Below are 16422 nucleotides of genomic sequence, written 5' to 3'. Positions count from 1 at the left end.
CCCCCCTTTAGCGCGCCGACGGGATGAGGCCGATGACCGCTTCAATGATCGCCGTCAAAATCGGGACCGCCAGCGCCAAAATGATGATTTTTCCGCCGAGCTCAATTTTGGCGGCGATCGCCCCTTGGCCGGCGTCTTTGGAAATTTGGGCAGCGAACTCGGCAATGTAGGCAATGCCGATGATTTTCAGCATCGTCTCTAAATACACCATCTGAATATGGGCGCCTTCGGCCATTTTTCGCAACATCGCCAAAATGCTGCTGATTTGATCGACCAACAACAGAAAAATGGTGCAGCCGACAAACACGGTCAACAAAAAGGCCAGATTCGACTTTTGCTCTTGCAGCAACACGACCAAAAACGTCGCGATCAACCCGAGGCCGACGATTTGCAAAATGTCAATGGCCGATCCCTCCTACCCGCGGAACAAAAAGACATCCTTGATTTTTTGGAACAAATCGCTGACGATGGAAGCGACCATAAACAAAATATAAATAAAGCCGAGCAGCGTCACCCATTGGGCGTATTCTTTCCTCCCCATCTGATCGAGCACCGTATGCAAAAACGCGATGACGATGCCGACGCCGGCGATTTTCAAAATGAGATCGACATCGATGCCCATGATTCTGCCTCCTGTCTACATGAGTAAAATGACGAGCAGCAGGCCGGCCAACACGCCTAAACTTTTCGCCATCTTGGCGTAGCGCGCCTGGTTGTCTAGCGCTTCCGCTTCCTCCCGCTCAAGATGGGCGAGCGCCAGCGCGATTTGCCTTTGCTGGGTGAGCCGGTCGTATTGGCCAAGCGTGGCGCCAAATTGTTTCATCACTTCAAATTCTCCTTGCTTTAGAGCGGTTTTTCCCCATACGGCTCGCAAGCTTTTTTCCCATGCCTCGGCGGCGCTCGTTTCTTCTGTGCATAACGCGGCGGCAAACCGCTCGAACAATTCGGACAACGGGGCGGCCGTTTGCCGGGCGAGATGCATAGCGGCGTCGGCAAGCGGCGTATGGCCATACATCACTTCCGCCTCAAGCGCCCTCAGCGCCGCTTTCAGCTGGCGGAGCTGGAGCGGCCGCTCGTGCAACACGCGGGCGGCGGCAAACCCAAGCCATGTTGAGGCGGCGAGAATCAACAGAGCGCCAAACCATTTCATCGATGGACCACCGCCCTTTCATACAGCACCGTTCCGCCAGCGTCGAGAATGCGTCGGATTGAGCCGGGATGGGGAATGTTCGTCAGCTCAATAAACCGTTCAAACACCTTTTGTTCCATCACCGGTCCGAGCGTCGGACGTTGCCAGACGTCTTGGATGTTGCGGCCGTGCACAGTCGTCCATACAGAGACGCCAGCATTGGCCGCTTCAAGCACTGCCTCGCTGTCCTCCTCGCGCCCGATTTCGTCGACAATCATGACATCAGGGCTCATCGAGCGGATCATCATCATCATCCCTTCCGCTTTCGGGCAGGCGTCCAACACGTCAAGGCGCGGGCCGAACGAAAACTGAGGAATCCCTTTCACACAGCCAGCGATTTCCGATCGTTCGTCAACGATCGCCACCTTTTGCGCCGGAATGCGCCTCGTCCCGCTGCTAATCAAGCGCGCCGCATCGCGCAGGAGCGTCGTTTTTCCCGTCTGCGGCGAGCCGATGATCATCGTATGACGCCAGCGGCCGTCGTACACATACGGAATCAGCGGCTCGGCGATGCCGATCTGTTCCTTGGCGATGCGAATGTTAAACGAGGAAACATCGCGGATCGCTTTCACCTTGCCCCCTTCAGTAATGACTTTGCCGGCCAGCCCAACGCGATGCCCCCCTCAATCGTCATAAATCCGCGCTTCAGCTCTTCTTCGACGGCATAGATCGAATAATGACTCAATTTGTTGAGCAAATGCACGCCGTCTTCTTTCGTCACTTCATACGGCAGCAATCGGGCCGTTCCGTCGACGATCACCTCAAGCGGCCGGGAGACGCGGATGCGGATTTCTTCAATTCCGCGGCGGCATGAAGGAAGATGGTGCTGCAACGCGGCGGCGACCGTTTTCGGCAAAATTCCCCACACCGCTTCCATGGCCCTCCCCCTTTTCTTGTGGACTAGTTCATATGTATGGGCGGAATGCGCCGTTTATGCCTTACTTGTAAATTGCGAACAAAATGAGCGCGATCCCGAGCGCCACAAGCCCAAGCCGTGAAAACGAGAGCTCGTCCGCAAGCGAAAGCAGTCCAATCGCCATGGTCACCATCATGACGGTTGGACCGACGACAGCAAGCGCGGCATTAACGGCAAGCGCTTTTTTCACGTCATTGAACACAAGCATCAACAGCGCCGCGCTCAGTTCAATGAACGCGGACACCATCCGCATGCCAGCCATGGCCATAACGGACGGGTCGATCGATCGCAGCCAATGTTTCATGTTCCCCTCCTGTTTTGCCAAATGGGATCGATTAGTACAAACGTATGCGAAAACAAGCCGTTTCAGAAGAAGTTTTTACTGAGGAAAACGATGGGGGAGAGCAAAACGGCGCCCATTTTGCGCATAAAAAACACCGCCCCGGAAGGTGTCCGAGACGGTGCCTGTCGGGCTTGCGCTTACGCCCGCGAAACGTACGTGCCGTCGGCCGTATTAATGATGAGCGTGTCGCCTTCGTTGACGAAAAACGGCACTTGAACGACAAGGCCGGTTTCGAGCTTCGCCGGCTTCGAACCGCCAGAAGCGGTGTCACCTTTAATGCCCGGCTCTGTTTCGACGACTTTCAGCTCGACGGTGTTCGGCAACTCGACGCCGATCGTTTCGCCTTGGTACATCATAATAAATACTTCCATATTCTCTTTCAAGAACTTCAATTCATGCTCGATTTGTTTCGCCGGCAGCTCGATTTGTTCGTACGTTTCCATATCCATAAAAACGTGTTGGTCGCCGTTGGCGTACAAATATTGCATTTTGCGTGTGTCGATTTGCGCCCGGTTCACTTTTTCGCCGGCGCGGAACGTCCGCTCCTGAATGGCGCCGGTGCGCAAATTGCGCAGCTTCGAACGGACGAACGCCGCCCCCTTGCCCGGCTTGACGTGCTGGAATTCAAGGACGCGCCAAATCTCGCCGTCCACCTCAATCGTAAGTCCTGTGCGAAAATCGTTGACTGAAATCATTAGCCGAAATCCTCCTCACGCAATCCATTATAAAATGATCAGTTCTTTTGGCGAATGGGTGAGCGCTTCGTTCCCGTCAGCAGTGATGACCGTATCGTCCTCGATGCGCACCCCGCCAAGCCCCGGGATGTAAATGCCCGGCTCGACGGTGACAACCATGCCTGGCTCAAGCACGACATCCGAACGGAACGAAAGCGTCGGCCCTTCGTGAATTTCCAATCCAATCCCATGGCCGGTCGAATGGCCGAAATAGTCGCCATACCCTTTTTCGCGGATGTAATCGCGCGTGAGCGCATCAGCCTCTTTGCCGGTCATGCCTGCCTTGAGCCCGTTCATGCCGCGTTGCTGCGCTTCAAGAACGATGTCATAGATCGTCCGCAGCTCCACGCTAATGTCGCCGACGGCGACCGTTCTCGTAATGTCGGAACAATACCCTTTATAGTAAGCCCCGAAATCAAGCGTGACGAGCTCGCCGCGCTCGATCGTTTTCTCTGACGCCACCCCGTGCGGCAGCGCCGAACGGTAGCCGGAGGCAACGATCGTATCAAAGGAGGACGAAGACGCCCCTTGTTTGCGCATAAAAAATTCCAGCTCATTCGCCACTTCGATTTCTTTAACGCCTGGACGGATGAACGACAAAATGTGCGAAAACGCCGCATCAGCGATTTCTGCTGCTTCCTTTAATATCTTAATCTCTGCCTCTGACTTAATCAAGCGCAATTTTTCTACGAGCCAAGACGTTGGCACGAGTTCAGCGCGGATGGCTTCTTCATACGACTTGTATGCGGCATAGGTGACATGTTCTTGCTCAAAGCCAAGCCTCTTGATGCCAAGCCGCTTCACCTGATTGGCAATTTCTTCGATGATCGGCCCGCTGTGCTGGACGACTTCAAACCCTTGGGCTTGCCTCGATGCTTGTTCGACGTAGCGGAAGTCCGTAACCAACACCGCCCCTTGACGGCTGACAAGTACAGCGCCGGCCGTGCCAGTAAACCCGGTCAAATAGCGGCGGTTGTAGCCGTTTGTTACTAACAGCCCGTCGATATGCTGCTCGTCAAGAAGCTCCCGAAGCTTTTCCAGCTTTTCCATGTTTCCGTCTCCTCTTCCCTTAGAGTGTGCTCGTCTCCTCCGCTGCCTGCGTCGAGAGCGGAGAAAATCTTCGCGGTCAGGATGACGCGAAAAACCTCGTAGGCGCGCCAGTTTCACGAGCGCCCGCAGCAGCCATGGACTGATGCTGAAACATGCAAAACCTTCTTTATTTTACCATAAAGATGGTCGTTTCCGCTAGACGTCCGCGCGGCGCTTGATGCAGCACTTACTTCAGCGGATGAGAGCGAAAAGAAGCTTCGTCAGTTTCCTTCATTTGCCGCCTCTTTTCCGACATTTAACGCCGTTCGATTCATTTCTTGCGTTTCAAAAGAAATCGAATACCCGACAAATACGCCATATAAAATGTATAAGCAAAGCGTCGTAATAATCGTATTCGTTTCTAAATCTGCAACTGGTTGGACGTTTGGAAACAGTGGATTAAACAAATAAAAGACAATCATCCAAAGCACCACGCCATATACCATTCCCGCCCACATACCGGCGATCTTGCGCAGGAACGCGTAGTACAAAAGCGCCGCCGCAATGGAAATGATGCCGATCAGCACGATGGCCGCATAATTGCCGGCTTTCCCATATTTCCAGTCCCCGGCAACCCACGGGATGAGAATCATATTCGGACTGATTTCACTGAAATGGAAAAAATAAGCCAAATAGCCGATCAAACTCCAAAACACCCCGCCGACAAACCCGATGATGATCGTTTTTTGTATGAGCGTCATCGGCCGCTCCGTCTCCTCCTGCTCAAGCTTCCCTTTTTGTTCCGCCATCATCGTGCACCTCCTTGTCAGTTAGTATGACCGACAGCCGACCGTCCCATGAATCAAACGAAAAAATGACCGCCCTTGTGTAAATCATGGATTTTTTGGAAATCATAATAGTAGCATCAACCTAGAGGTTTCCGGATGTTTCTTGTAGAATAAAATAATAAACATAAAAAATAGGTTGGTGTTGGCCTGATGAAATCATCAATGGAGAAACCGTTATACGGCGGCCAAGCGGTCGTTGAAGGGGTGATGTTTGCCGGCAAGACGCACTCCGTCACCGCTATTCGCCGTCATGACGGGACGATTGACTATTTTACGCTGCCTCGCCGCAGCCATCCGACGCTGGCTGCCCTGAAAAAAATCCCGTTTGTCCGCGGCATTGTCGCCATTATTGAGGCGAGCGCAAACGGGGCCAAGCATTTGCAGTTTGCCAGCGAACAATATGAGGCGTCCTCGGACGAAAAACAGGCCGCCGAAGAAAACCGCTCCAAATTCGGGCTGATTCTCGGCGCCGCCGTCATCGGCGTGCTATCGTTTTTATTCGCCAAAACCATTTTTACGCTCGTTCCGGCGCTCGCCGCCGACGCCTTTAAACCGCTCGTACCGGGGAAAATGGGGCAAATTTTGCTTGAAGGAGCCTTTAAGCTTGCTCTTTTGCTCGGCTACATTTACTTTATTTCGTTGACGCCGCTTGTTAGGCGCGTGTTCCAATACCACGGGGCGGAACATAAAGTCATCAACGCCTTTGAAGCGGGGTGGCCGCTCACTGTTGAGCACGTCCAGCGCGCCTCGCGCCTTCACTACCGATGCGGCAGCAGCTTCATTTTATTTACTGTCATGATCAGCTTGTTCCTTTATTTGTTCGTGCCGACGGATCCGCTTTGGCTGCGAATCGCAAACAGGCTCGCTTTAATTCCTGTCGTGCTTGGCGTTTCGTTTGAAGTCTTGCAGTTTACAAATAAATTGAGGGATATTCCGCTGCTAAGCTGGCTTGGCTATCCCGGGCTATGGCTGCAGCGGTTGACGACAAAAGAACCGGACGATGACCAAGTGGAAGTGGCCATCGCCTCGTTTCAGCGGCTTCTTGATTTGGAAGCGGAAGCCGAAAGGAAACAAGCGGTGCAGTAATCGATCAAAGGGGGTGGACTCATTGCGGCGCCGGGCCATTCATCCGCTTGTCGGGCTTATGATTTTGCTTGGAACGCTTGGCATTGTCTATACCCTTTTTGCCCATCCGACGGTGCTGTTCCGCCAGCTGTTGTTTGTTGCGCTGTTTTTGGCCGCCATTTATCTCTTCTACCGGTTCGTATACCAACGCCGCACCGATCAAGATCGGTTATCGTATTTAAAGGCGGTGCGGCAGTCGAAAAAGCTCCATCCCCGCTCCGGGCGCAAACAAGCAAAGCCGGCGAAACTGAAGCGGTCGCTGAAAAAACGGACGGCCATTCCGCACTTGACCGTGATCGAGGGCAAAAAAGGCAAAAAAAAGAATCGAGCTTCGTTTTAGCTTGATTCTTTTTTGTTTGCCTCTGCCGTTCAGCTAAAAAATCGGCGGCAGAGGTGTGACCTATTGTCGCTTTCCCGTCTAGTACGCCCATTGGCGCAAAAACTGCCGCGTCCGCTCGCGTCCGTAATCGATCAGGCGCCGGCGCGCTTCCAGGTCGATGGAAAATTCCGTGGAAATAACGTTGTCCACCGGCAAAAAGACGATGTTTTTTTCATGGCGGCGCGAAATGTAGCGCGCATCATGCGCCTCTCTCATGGCCGCAAACAGCGCCTCATACAAATCGAGCGCATTGGTGATCGTTCGTTTCGGCCGCTCCCCTGGTTTTGGGCTCAGCTGAACGCCCAGCACCGGCCGTTTTTTCTTCTTTTCTTCATCGAACAAAAACAGCGGAAAGTTGCTCAACACCCCTCCGTCGACAATGAAAGCCACACCGTTTCGCCCGCGAAGGCGGACCGGCTCAAAGAAATAAGGAATGCTGATGCTCATCCGCACTGCCTTGGCGATGGAAAACGACCCAGGGTCAATGCCGTATATGGCTAAATCGTCCGGCAGCACGACGATGCGTCCGTTCGTCACATCGGAAGCGACGATATACAAACTGCCGGCCGGCACATCTTGAAACGTCCGCACGCCGCGGGCGGCGAGCGCCGCCTCGAGCCACCGCTCAAACGCCTTTCCTTGATACAGCCCAAGATGCCAATACAGGCGCACCCATTTCCAAAGCGAAAACGGAATCCATAGCGGCCGTTCATCCAAAAACTGCTCCAACTCCAACTCCTCAAGCAGTCGGGCGATGTCGCGGGCGCTGTAGCCTGCCGATAGCAGCGCCGAAAGCAACGCTCCCGCACTCGTGCCGGCAAGCCGCTTCCAGCGCAGACCTTTTTCCTCAATCGCTTCATACGCTCCAAGCAACGCAAACCCTTTCACCCCGCCGCCGGAAAAGACAAGATCAATGTCCACCGCCGCCTCCCCCTTTTTGCCGTTTATACATATGTAAGAAAAAAGGAGGACATTTAGTACGGCAAACAAAAAAGAGCAAGCATCGGCTTACTCTCCTTGTTCATTGCGCTTTTGGACATCGCGCAGCGCTTCAAGGCGGCGTTCGTCCTCTTGAAAATACTGCACCAAATCGCCGATCCGGTCGATGGCGTTCCAGCTCAAATGGTGTTCAATCCCTTCCACGTCGCGGTAAATGTTTTCTTCGCTGACACCGATCAAACGGAGAAACTGCTCAAGCAGCTCATGGCGGTAGACGAGCCGCTGGCCGATTTTTCTTCCTTTTGGCGTCAAGACGAGTCCGCGGTATTTCTCATACACTAAATACTCATCTTTATCGAGCTTTTGCACCATTTTCGTCACCGAGGAGGGATGGACGGACAACGCTTCAGCGATGTCAGAGACGCGGGCATAGCCCTTTTCTTCAATCAAAATGTAAATTTGCTCAATATAATCTTCCATGCTTGGTGTCGGCAACGTTTGTCCCCTCCCATTACATTTGTCTGCCGCAGACAAGTGCAGCGGCCGTCAGCATCTCTCATGAACATTGCCGCTTTGCCCGCTTCGGCTAGACGCTGCCGGGCCAGTCGGCCGCCCAGGCAAACAAAAAATAGCAATCAATCCCATTATACCATGAAGGGGACATTACGTAAAATACTGCACTTGGGCCGATGGAAAAAAGCGAGCAATACCTTTCCGAGCGGATGCGGCAACGCCTCCGGTTCGAAATACACAAGTTTGGGCATAAACGGTTTCATTCATTTCCCTCCATGTTCTCCGTATTTGATGTTAGTATGATTCAAGGATGGAGGGAAATCGCGTGCTTCTTTTGCTTGGCATCATTTTTCATGGAAGGCTCATTACCCCCAATTTGATATGTTCATCTCCCAGCGAAACCAACGACCATGCCCATCGGTTTCAGCCACGATTTGCCGATATTCTCGGCCGTCAATCATGCCATCCAGATGCAATTTCCGATCCCACATATTGTTATACACATGGAACAAATCCCGTTGGCGGCCGATTTCGCGAAGCTGCTCAAGATTTGCCATGACAGCTCATGAACGCAATGATACAATAAAACTAAACTGAAAGGAGGGATGCAGAATGTCTCACGAGCTTGTCGAATTGCTTCGCTCAGTGCTGAAAGAGGAGTTGCAGCCGATTCATGAACGCCTCGACCGACTAGAAGCCGGACAACAGCGCCTCGAAGAACGGCAACAGCGCCTCGAAGAACGGCAACAGCGCCTCGAAGAACGGCAACAGCGCCTCGAAGAACGGCAACAACGCCTCGAAGAACGACAACAGCGCCTCGAGGAAAAGTTGGACCATTTCATCATCGAAACGCGCAGCCATTTCAAAAAAATCGAGGACGAGCTGGCTGAGCATCGGCGTATGTTCGAGATACTGTCACATGATTGGCGTAACGCGAACATTGCGATTGAATATTTAAATCATAAGATCGGCCAGCACGATCTGGAAATGTATCAACTCAAAAAGCGGCTCGAACTCCAAGAAACAAAATAAAAGCGCATGCCCGATGACCGGCGCATACGCTCTAACTGCTTAGCTTACCCACGCTTGCGAATGCGGAAATTGTCTTCCAACAGCTCCCAGTTTTCCGGATACGGATACCCGAGCACCCAGTAGCTGATTCCGCGCAATCCGTATTCTTTCACCAAGTCAAATTTCGCCAACGCGCTGCGGGCGTCCTCAAACCACACTTCATGTTGTCGCCCTTGTTCATCTGTATAGCGGTAAAACGGCGAAGCCGCCGCCGCATCGTATTGGATGGACGCCCCGTAGCGAATGGCGCGCTCTAGCGCCTCTTTCGGACTGAACGTTTCCGCCTCTTGCCCTTGCACGTGCGGCAGCACCCAGTCGCGGGCATAAATTTGAAACCCCATCATGATTTTGCTACGCGGAATGGCGGTCACCGCATAATCGAGCACGCGCCGAATTTGATTCACCGGCGAAATGGCTTGCGGCGGCCCAAATCGGTAGCCCCACTCATAGGTCATAAGGACAACAAAATCAGCGATGCGTCCGTGGGCTGGGTAGTCGTGCGCTTCGTACAGCAGCCCTTTTTGTTCAGCGCTTATTTTGGGCGCCAGCGACGTCGATAAAACATACCCTTCGGCGTGAAGCCGGTTGGCCGCCCGCTGCAAAAACTCGTTATACCGCTTGCGGTCGGACGGATAGACATTTTCAAAATCGACATTCAACGCGCGGTACCCTTTTGCTCGCATCACTTGAATGACGTTGTCAAGCAATCGCGTTTGCAGCGCAACGTCGGCCAGAATCGTCTGCGCCAGCCTCGAGCCCGGGTCTTGGTACGTAAAGTTCGTGATCGTCATCATCGGCACGACACGGGCGGCATAAGCCGCCTGAATGAATGCTGTATCATTGATCGGATTGAGCCCGCCATCGGCGCGGATCGTGTAGGCGAATGGCGCGGCATAGGTCAAATGGCGGCCGACTTCGCGCACTTGCTCCGCTCCTTTCTCCCCTTGGTCCACCGTAAATGCGTTCACCTCGATGAGCGGCTTCGCCGGCGGGATGATGAGCCGCTGTCCGGGGACGATCCGGTTCGGATCGGTAATATCGTTTACTTCGATCAGCTGCTGAACCGTCACTCCGTAGAACGAAGCGATTTGCGCCAGCGTCTCCCCGCTTCGCACCGTATGGATGCGCGCTGGGATGAACAACGTTGTCCCTGGATAAAGGAGCGACGGATTCGTGATCCGGTTCGCCTGTATAATCGCTTCGACCGCCACTCCATACTGGCGCGCAATTTGCCATAACGTTTCCCCTGTGCGGACCGTATGGTAACGATATGGAACCGGGATGACGAGCGCTTGGCCAACGGCTAGCCGGTTCGGGTCGCTCAGTTCATTGGCGGCGACAATCCGCTCGAGTGGAACGCCGTAACGCTGAGCCAACTGCCAAAGCGTCTCCCCGCGCTTTACGACATGAACAATCATGACGCTCCCCCTTTCGTTCCCTCCTTTTACCACTATATTTTGGCTTTTGCCTTTTATGTAAAAAAAACGCCGGTTCCTCTACGGAAACCAGCGTTTCATCCATTCAAACCCATCCGTATCGCCATTACAGGCCGCACTTCAGCTGCGCGCCGCAGCTTGTGCACGTGTTGCAGCCGCCGATCTCTTCGATCGTCCCTTCGCGGCAAATCGGGCAAATATTGCCGATTTCGGAACCGATTGTCACATCGGTGGCGCGCACATCTTGAATCGTATCAACGAGCACGACGGGGCGTTTCGTCTCTTTTTCCTCGAGCTCCTCTGGAAGCAGTTCAAGTTGCTCTTCAATCTGATTCTCCTCAGCCTTTAACGTCAACACTTGTGCATCGCGGCTGCCGTCGACATAGACGGTTCCGCCTTTCGCACCGCAACGCCATAAACGCTCGTACACTTTTTGCACTTGCTCGACGGTGTAGCCCTTCGGCGCGTTGACCGTTTTCGACAAGCTCGAGTCGACCCAACGTTGAATGATGCACTGCACATCGGCGTGCGCTTCCGGCGGCAAGTCCATCGCCGTCACAAACCAAGGCGGCAAGTGGTTCGGGTCGGCTTCCGGGTGTTTGTCCAAATATTCTTGGACGATGTCCGCTTTCACTTCGATAAATTTGCCCAAGCGCCCGCTCCGGTAGTACGAGAACGAGAAGTACGGCTCAAGCCCGGTTGAGACGCCGACCATCGTTCCCGTCGATCCTGTCGGCGCCACCGTCAGCAAGTGCGAGTTGCGGATGCCGTATTTCAAAATATCTTGACGAATATCTTCCGGCATCCGTTTCATGTAGCCGGTGTTGATGAACGCTTCACGCAGCTTGCGCGTCTCTTCCTCCGTTTCGCCGACAAGAAACGGGAAGCTGCCTTTTTCTTTCGCCAGCTCGATCGATGCCCGGTATGCGGTCGTGGCGATCGTGCGGAACAGCTCATCGACAAGCTGGTTTCCTTCCTCAGAGCCGTACGCTTTTTCGCAGTAAATGAGCAAGTCTGCAAGCCCCATGACGCCAAGGCCGATGCGGCGCTCGCCGAGCGCTTGTTTTTTGTTTTCCTCAAGGAAGTACGGCGTGGCGTCAATGACGTTGTCTTGCATCCGCACCCCGATTTCGACCGTGCGTTTCAGTTTTTCGTAGTCAATGACCTTCCGTTCTTTGTCCACCATGTTCGCCAAGTTAATGGCGGCCAGATTGCACACCGAATACGGTGCCAACGGTTGTTCCCCGCACGGGTTGGTCGCAACGACTTTTTGCCCGTACGCGCGGGCGTTCGTCATTTCGTTGGCGTTGTCGATGAAGAAAATGCCCGGCTCGGCTGAATACGTCGCGCAAATGTTGATCAGCTTCCACAGTTCGCGGGCGCGGATTTTCCGGTAGACGCGGACGCGATAGCCCATTTTCTCCCATTCGCGTACATCGCCGACTTCATGCCATTTTTCGTTGTAAATGCGCATTTCCTCTTCGGAATAGGTTTCCACGTCCGGGAAGCGGAGCGCGTATTCTTCGTCCTTTTCGACCGCTTCCATGAACTCTTTCGTCAGGCAGACGGAAATGTTCGCACCGGTCAAAAAGTCTGGGTTGTGCACCGTATATGTACCGCCGGTGCGCAGTTTTTCTTCGGCGTCTTTGATGATTTCTTCAGTGAAACCGCCGTAGTCAGGCGCGTTCTTGTATCGGACGATCGCTTCATACATCGCCCGCTCCCGCTCGGTGAGCGGCGTAAATTTCAGTTTGTCGCGCGCTGCTTTTTTGATGCCTTCGTCTTCCATATTTTCGAGCAGGTAGCGCAAAATGCGCGGGTTTTGCATTTTCGAGACGATGAATTCGATAATGTCCGGGTGCCAGTCAGCAAGCATAATCATTTGGGCGCCGCGGCGGGAGCCACCTTGCTCGACAAGGTGGGTCAGCTTCGCAATATCGTCAAGCCACGAGACCGACCCGGACGATTTGCCGTTCACCCCGCGCGCAAGCGTATGGCGCGGCCGCAATGTCGAGCCGTTCGTCCCAACGCCGCCGCCGCGGCTCATGATTTCCATCACCTGCTTCCGATGTTCGGAAATTCCTTCGCGCGAGTCTTTCACAAACGGCATCACATAGCAGTTGAAATACGTCACTTCCTTGCCCGAACCCGCCCCGTACAACACGCGGCCGGCCGGAACAAAATTCAAGCTTGCGAGCTCTTGATAAAACTTTTCGAACCACTCTTTCCGCTTTTCTTCTGTCTTTTCCACCGCCGCCAGCCCAGTCGCATTGCGCTTGGCGATTTGCTCATAGAAAATTTCGAGCGGCTTATCAATAATGTCGAGCGACCGAACCACAATGCCGGTCTCCGCCTCTTCCCCTTCGAGCACGTGCCGGTATTCGTCTTCAATCAACACGCGCGCCTTTTTCGCCTCCCAATCGATGTCGACGATAAACCCGAGCCCTCGTGCCGGGAATTTCGGATCCTCCTTGATCGTCAACACGACGAAATCGCCCGGTGTGAGCGTCAGCTTCTCCGTATCTTTGAATGAATACCGGTCAAGCATGACCAAACGGGATACGCCTTTATGGGTGATGTGCATATCCGGCGTAATCGGATGCACTTGCGGAAATAGGCGGATATCCTCGTTCAGCTTGTCAATATTGATCTTCATTTTTTCGGATGACGCCACCGTCATTCTCCTATCTCTCCTCTTTTATATAATCTCTCATGTTTTTGGCAAAGTTGTCCTGTCTTCTTTACCTTACCATATCAAACAGAAAAAAACAATATATAGTATGATTTTTTATGAAAATCATACTATATATTGTTAAAGAGAACAAATGATTTCATTTTGTCAAGCAAAAAAAAACAAAACACGGCGAAAAGCGGAGAAAAACGGGGGAGTGCCGCTGTTTTTGCCGGAAAACGAACGATTTACCGCGTCGCTGCTCAGCGCTTGAAGTTCCATTCGTCGCTTTCGTATTTCGCCCGCGCCAGCTCTTCAACGTACGCCCGCTCTTCGGCGGTGAGCGTGTACGGTTCCAATACGATGTTCAATCCCTTTTCAAATCCTTTGTAAAACGCCTCTTTCGCTTCCTCGATCGTCACCGTGCGGCTCGTCAACTCATTGATCGCGACTGCCTTCTTTTTAAAATCGCGCTGCAGACGCTCTTTCACCCGCTCGTTTGGATATTTAAACAAGCTGAACAGCAGCTCTTCGTCCAGATCAAGCAAAATCGATCCGTGCTGCAAAATGACGCCTTTTTGCCGCGTTTGCGCGCTGCCGGCGATTTTCCGCCCCTCAACGACAAGCTCGTACCATGACGGCGCGTCAAAACAAACGGCCGAGCGCGGGCTGCGCAAATCTGCCTTCTCTTCTTCCGTTTTCGGCACGGCAAAATACGCATCCAACCCAAGATAGCGAAATCCCTCTAAAATTCCTTGCGAAATGACGCGGTATGCTTCCGTCACCGTCTTCGGCATCGCCGGGTGCGACTCGGAGACGATCACGCTGTATGTCAATTCTTTATCGTGCAGGACGCCGCGCCCGCCGGTCGGCCGACGGACAAAGCCGAGGCCGTGCCGTTTGACCGCCTCTAAATCAATTTCTTTCTCCACTTTTTGAAAATAACCAATCGACAACGTCGGCGGATTCCAGCCATAAAAGCGGATCGTCGGCGGAATTTTGCCTTCGCTGTGCCAATCGAGAAGCGCCTCATCGAGCGCCATATTGAACGCCGGCGGGCAATAGCCGGAATCGATAAAGCGCCATACTTCTTTTGCCATCGTTCCACCTTCTCTATTGTTCCATACTCTAAACGCTGCGGCGGCTTGTCGACCACCGCCAAGGGGCGGGACGCTTTTGGCCGCCTTTATTAGTTTAGCAAACAACGCCGGTGAAGGAAAGAAAAATGGCATCGCGAAAACCTCTTTGCTTCCCGGCGGCGACTTTATATAATAGGAAATAGCAGACGAAGCGAAAGGAGGCATGACGGGTGGAAGCATTGCTCATTATTCTCGGCGCAATCATCGTGTATTCCGTCATTACGTACTTCTGGCAGAAGAGAATTGTCAAAGCATTGACAGAGGAAGAGTTCCGCGCCGGTTATCGAAAAGCGCAACTCGTCGACGTCCGCGAACCGGATGAGTTTGCGGCTGGACATATTTTAGGGGCTCGCAACATCCCGCTCACGCAGCTTCGCATGCGCATGAAAGAATTGCGCAAAGACCAGCCGATCTATTTGTACTGCCAAAACGGACTGCGCAGCGGGCGAGCCGCGCAAATGCTCTACCGAAAAGGATACCGCGACTTGTACCATTTAAAAGGCGGATTTAAAACATGGACCGGGAAAGTGAAGAAAAAAGCGTAGCCCGTTAACCAAAAAGGCGCTCTGCCCAAACAGGCAGGCGCCTCTTTTCGCATGCGCTAGACCGCCGCAAATTCCGGCGGCAGGACGACCGCCTCAAGCACCGAAGCAGCCGCGCCGATGGCGCAGCTTTTCTCTTTCAGCTTGGAGGAGATGATGGACGGCTCGCTTTCTTTTTTGACGAGAATCCGCTTTCTCACTTCTTGGCGCGCCGGACCGATCACATACTCGCCCGCTTGGGCAATCGGACCGCCGATGATGACTGCTTCTGGATTGTACGCATAAATCACCTGCAACAATCCAACGCCGAGATAGCGCCCCGTTTCCTCCAAAATGCGCGCCAGCTGTTCATCGCTTTCTGCTGCCAACGCCATCGCAGCGATGGAAAAGCGTTCATCGAGCCATTCAGAACGCCCTTCTTCAGCCAAACGGCGCTCAATGTATTTTTCCGACGCATACATTTCCCAGCAGCCGATGTTGCCGCAGCTGCAGCGAATGCCGTTGACATCGATCGTATGATGGCCGATTTCACCAGCTAGGCCGCTGACACCCCGATAGAGCTGATGGTGAAGAACGACGCCGGCGCCAATGCCGATTCCGGCGCTGATGTAAACAAAGTGGGCGAACTCGTTGCCGGCGCCGAACCACTTTTCTCCAAGCGCCGCCAGTTTCGCCTCATTCTCGACAATGACAGGACGCTCAGGCCACCGTTGCCGCAAAACAGCCGCCAAGGCGACATCGTCCCAGCGCAAGTTCGGAGCAAACACAACGGTCCCGCTTTCGGTATGGACGACGCCCGGCACGCCGATGCCGATTCCCATCACACCGTACGGTGTCGCCGGCGCCCGGCGGATGGCCGCCTCGATGAGCTCCATCATTTCGCCGATGATCGCCTCCTGCCCTTCAGACGGGCGGAACGAACGCCGTTGCTCCCAAAGAATGTCCGCGTTTAAATTGGTCAACACGGCATACAAATAGTTCACCCCCAGCTCAACGCCGATAAGCGAGCCGGCGTCGGCGTTGAAGCGAAGCATGAGCGGCCGGCGCCCGCCGGTTGACTCGCCGATTCCGCTTTCATGGACGAAATGCTCGGCGATCAGTTCGTCAACAAGCGCGGAGACAGTGGCCTTGTTCAATCCGGTTGTCTTGGCGATATCGGCGCGCGAAATCGGATGCTGGTCGCGAATCAATTTTAAGACGAGCTGTTTATTCATTTTTTTTACAAGAGAAATGTTTCCTGTCCGCACGTCTCTGTCATCCTTTTCATTTGATTGATCGAACGTGTCTTGCGAAAGGGCAGGGGCGCCTCGCTATTATGGCGGTTGCTGCATCCGTCGATTCCTGCCGTGCAGGCTTCTTGGCCATCCGCTTTTTCACTCAAGCCGTCGGGCGCCCGTGCACCGACTGTTAAGGCTAACTTCTCCATATGGACACATGCTTTTTCTTTCTTGATCTTAGTTTATATAATAAACTAATTCAACGTTTTTGTCAATGGCTCATCCGGCGTACAAAGAAACGGCCCGCTCCGTTAGGGAGCGAGCGCTCATC

General features: G+C 53.5%; 18 protein-coding genes and 2 pseudogenes. 4 read left to right on the top strand and 16 right to left on the bottom strand.

Annotation, left to right across the window (positions count from 1 at the left end):
* Positions 1 to 7: 7 nt before the first annotated feature.
* The 8 genes and pseudogenes from spoIIIAD to ACVX3G_RS08335 form a co-directional block, all read right to left on the bottom strand.
* Positions 8 to 394: a stage III sporulation protein AD gene (spoIIIAD, locus tag ACVX3G_RS08370; protein ID WP_011231887.1), complete on the bottom strand. Its 387-nt coding sequence runs from the start codon at positions 392 to 394 to the stop codon at positions 8 to 10.
* 21 nt (positions 395 to 415) lie between these two features.
* On the bottom strand, positions 416 to 622 hold the full coding sequence (gene spoIIIAC, locus ACVX3G_RS08365; protein ID WP_011231888.1) for a stage III sporulation protein AC: 207 nt from the start codon (positions 620 to 622) through the stop codon (positions 416 to 418).
* Positions 623 to 637: 15 nt separating this feature from the next.
* Positions 638 to 1150, bottom strand: a complete 513-nt coding sequence (gene spoIIIAB, locus ACVX3G_RS08360; RefSeq protein ID WP_014196327.1) for a stage III sporulation protein SpoIIIAB — start codon at positions 1148 to 1150, stop codon at positions 638 to 640.
* Positions 1147 to 2066 (bottom strand): annotated as a pseudogene (spoIIIAA, locus tag ACVX3G_RS08355) (stage III sporulation protein AA). The gene spoIIIAB and the pseudogene spoIIIAA overlap by 4 nt, the downstream one beginning before the upstream one ends.
* 61 nt (positions 2067 to 2127) lie before the next feature.
* Complete coding sequence (locus ACVX3G_RS08350) at positions 2128 to 2409, bottom strand: YqhV family protein (RefSeq protein WP_011231891.1); 282 nt, start codon at positions 2407 to 2409, stop codon at positions 2128 to 2130.
* 176 nt (positions 2410 to 2585) lie between these two features.
* Positions 2586 to 3143, bottom strand: a complete 558-nt coding sequence (gene efp, locus ACVX3G_RS08345; RefSeq protein WP_011231892.1) for an elongation factor P — start codon at positions 3141 to 3143, stop codon at positions 2586 to 2588.
* Positions 3144 to 3170: 27 nt separating this feature from the next.
* Positions 3171 to 4232 carry a M24 family metallopeptidase gene (locus tag ACVX3G_RS08340; protein WP_011231893.1) on the bottom strand — a complete coding sequence of 354 codons (1062 nt, stop codon included), beginning with the start codon at positions 4230 to 4232 and terminating at the stop codon, positions 3171 to 3173.
* Positions 4233 to 4492: 260 nt separating this feature from the next.
* A complete protein-coding gene (locus ACVX3G_RS08335) occupies positions 4493 to 5023 on the bottom strand; it encodes a YqhR family membrane protein (protein WP_011231894.1) in 531 nt (176 codons plus the stop codon).
* A 186-nt stretch (positions 5024 to 5209) separates the two neighbouring features.
* On the opposite strand from ACVX3G_RS08335, the gene ACVX3G_RS08330 reads away from it, so the two are divergent.
* Positions 5210 to 6145, top strand: a complete 936-nt coding sequence (locus ACVX3G_RS08330) for a DUF1385 domain-containing protein (protein ID WP_011231895.1) — start codon at positions 5210 to 5212, stop codon at positions 6143 to 6145.
* A gap of 22 nt (positions 6146 to 6167) precedes the next feature.
* Positions 6168 to 6524, top strand: coding sequence for an SA1362 family protein (locus ACVX3G_RS08325; RefSeq protein ID WP_011231896.1), 357 nt, complete (start codon positions 6168 to 6170; stop codon positions 6522 to 6524).
* A 78-nt stretch (positions 6525 to 6602) separates the two neighbouring features.
* On the opposite strand, the gene ACVX3G_RS08320 is transcribed toward ACVX3G_RS08325, so the two are convergent.
* The 4 genes and pseudogenes from ACVX3G_RS08320 to ACVX3G_RS08305 all read right to left on the bottom strand — a co-directional run bounded on the left by ACVX3G_RS08320 (position 6603) and on the right by ACVX3G_RS08305 (position 8572).
* The gene (locus tag ACVX3G_RS08320; RefSeq protein WP_012820569.1) at positions 6603 to 7484 is read right to left on the bottom strand and encodes a patatin-like phospholipase family protein; all 882 of its coding nucleotides are present in this window, start codon (positions 7482 to 7484) and stop codon (positions 6603 to 6605) included.
* An 87-nt stretch (positions 7485 to 7571) separates the two neighbouring features.
* Positions 7572 to 7997, bottom strand: a complete 426-nt coding sequence (gene mntR, locus ACVX3G_RS08315; RefSeq protein WP_011231898.1) for a transcriptional regulator MntR — start codon at positions 7995 to 7997, stop codon at positions 7572 to 7574.
* A 161-nt stretch (positions 7998 to 8158) separates the two neighbouring features.
* A pseudogene (locus ACVX3G_RS08310) lies at positions 8159 to 8278 on the bottom strand (spore photoproduct lyase); the annotation flags it as partial.
* A 102-nt stretch (positions 8279 to 8380) separates the two neighbouring features.
* Entirely contained in the window at positions 8381 to 8572 is a 192-nt protein-coding gene (locus ACVX3G_RS08305) for a DUF2332 family protein (protein WP_014196329.1), read from the bottom strand.
* A 55-nt stretch (positions 8573 to 8627) separates the two neighbouring features.
* On the opposite strand from ACVX3G_RS08305, the gene ACVX3G_RS08300 reads away from it, so the two are divergent.
* Complete coding sequence (locus ACVX3G_RS08300; RefSeq protein WP_014196330.1) at positions 8628 to 9047, top strand: hypothetical protein; 420 nt, start codon at positions 8628 to 8630, stop codon at positions 9045 to 9047.
* Positions 9048 to 9091: 44 nt separating this feature from the next.
* Here the strand turns inward: ACVX3G_RS08300 and ACVX3G_RS08295 are convergent, their stop codons facing one another.
* The 3 genes from ACVX3G_RS08295 to ACVX3G_RS08285 form a co-directional block, all read right to left on the bottom strand.
* Positions 9092 to 10504, bottom strand: coding sequence for a glycoside hydrolase family 18 protein (locus ACVX3G_RS08295; RefSeq protein WP_014196331.1), 1413 nt, complete (start codon positions 10502 to 10504; stop codon positions 9092 to 9094).
* Positions 10505 to 10628: 124 nt separating this feature from the next.
* The gene (locus ACVX3G_RS08290) at positions 10629 to 13202 is read right to left on the bottom strand and encodes a vitamin B12-dependent ribonucleotide reductase (RefSeq protein WP_011231901.1); all 2574 of its coding nucleotides are present in this window, start codon (positions 13200 to 13202) and stop codon (positions 10629 to 10631) included.
* A gap of 254 nt (positions 13203 to 13456) precedes the next feature.
* The gene (locus tag ACVX3G_RS08285) at positions 13457 to 14293 is read right to left on the bottom strand and encodes a lipoate--protein ligase family protein (RefSeq protein WP_020278531.1); all 837 of its coding nucleotides are present in this window, start codon (positions 14291 to 14293) and stop codon (positions 13457 to 13459) included.
* Positions 14294 to 14502: 209 nt separating this feature from the next.
* On the opposite strand from ACVX3G_RS08285, the gene ACVX3G_RS08280 reads away from it, so the two are divergent.
* Positions 14503 to 14877, top strand: coding sequence for a rhodanese-like domain-containing protein (locus ACVX3G_RS08280; RefSeq protein ID WP_011231903.1), 375 nt, complete (start codon positions 14503 to 14505; stop codon positions 14875 to 14877).
* Between the two features lie 56 nt (positions 14878 to 14933).
* On the opposite strand, the gene ACVX3G_RS08275 is transcribed toward ACVX3G_RS08280, so the two are convergent.
* Complete coding sequence (locus tag ACVX3G_RS08275) at positions 14934 to 16121, bottom strand: ROK family transcriptional regulator (RefSeq protein ID WP_014196334.1); 1188 nt, start codon at positions 16119 to 16121, stop codon at positions 14934 to 14936.
* Between the last annotated feature and the right edge of the window lie 301 nt (positions 16122 to 16422).

This window comes from Geobacillus sp. PLS 41 (genome assembly GCF_056494105.1).
Note: the sequence above shows the minus strand (reverse complement) of the source record. Positions and strands in the feature narration are given on the sequence as shown.

Excerpts from the sequence above, each read along its gene's own strand:
- spoIIIAC (WP_011231888.1), bottom strand. The coding sequence starts at position 622 with ATGGGCATCGATGTCGATCTCATTTTGAAAATCGCCGGCGTCGGCATC.
- spoIIIAB (WP_014196327.1), bottom strand. The coding sequence starts at position 1,150 with ATGAAATGGTTTGGCGCTCTGTTGATTCTCGCCGCCTCAACATGGCTT.
- ACVX3G_RS08350 (WP_011231891.1), bottom strand. The coding sequence starts at position 2,409 with ATGAAACATTGGCTGCGATCGATCGACCCGTCCGTTATGGCCATGGCT.
- efp (WP_011231892.1), bottom strand. The coding sequence starts at position 3,143 with ATGATTTCAGTCAACGATTTTCGCACAGGACTTACGATTGAGGTGGAC.
- ACVX3G_RS08340 (WP_011231893.1), bottom strand. The coding sequence starts at position 4,232 with ATGGAAAAGCTGGAAAAGCTTCGGGAGCTTCTTGACGAGCAGCATATC.
- ACVX3G_RS08335 (WP_011231894.1), bottom strand. The coding sequence starts at position 5,023 with ATGATGGCGGAACAAAAAGGGAAGCTTGAGCAGGAGGAGACGGAGCGG.
- ACVX3G_RS08330 (WP_011231895.1), top strand. The coding sequence starts at position 5,210 with ATGAAATCATCAATGGAGAAACCGTTATACGGCGGCCAAGCGGTCGTT.
- ACVX3G_RS08305 (WP_014196329.1), bottom strand. The coding sequence starts at position 8,572 with ATGGCAAATCTTGAGCAGCTTCGCGAAATCGGCCGCCAACGGGATTTG.
- ACVX3G_RS08300 (WP_014196330.1), top strand. The coding sequence starts at position 8,628 with ATGTCTCACGAGCTTGTCGAATTGCTTCGCTCAGTGCTGAAAGAGGAG.
- ACVX3G_RS08295 (WP_014196331.1), bottom strand. The coding sequence starts at position 10,504 with ATGATTGTTCATGTCGTAAAGCGCGGGGAGACGCTTTGGCAGTTGGCT.
- ACVX3G_RS08290 (WP_011231901.1), bottom strand. The coding sequence starts at position 13,202 with ATGACGGTGGCGTCATCCGAAAAAATGAAGATCAATATTGACAAGCTG.
- ACVX3G_RS08285 (WP_020278531.1), bottom strand. The coding sequence starts at position 14,293 with ATGGCAAAAGAAGTATGGCGCTTTATCGATTCCGGCTATTGCCCGCCG.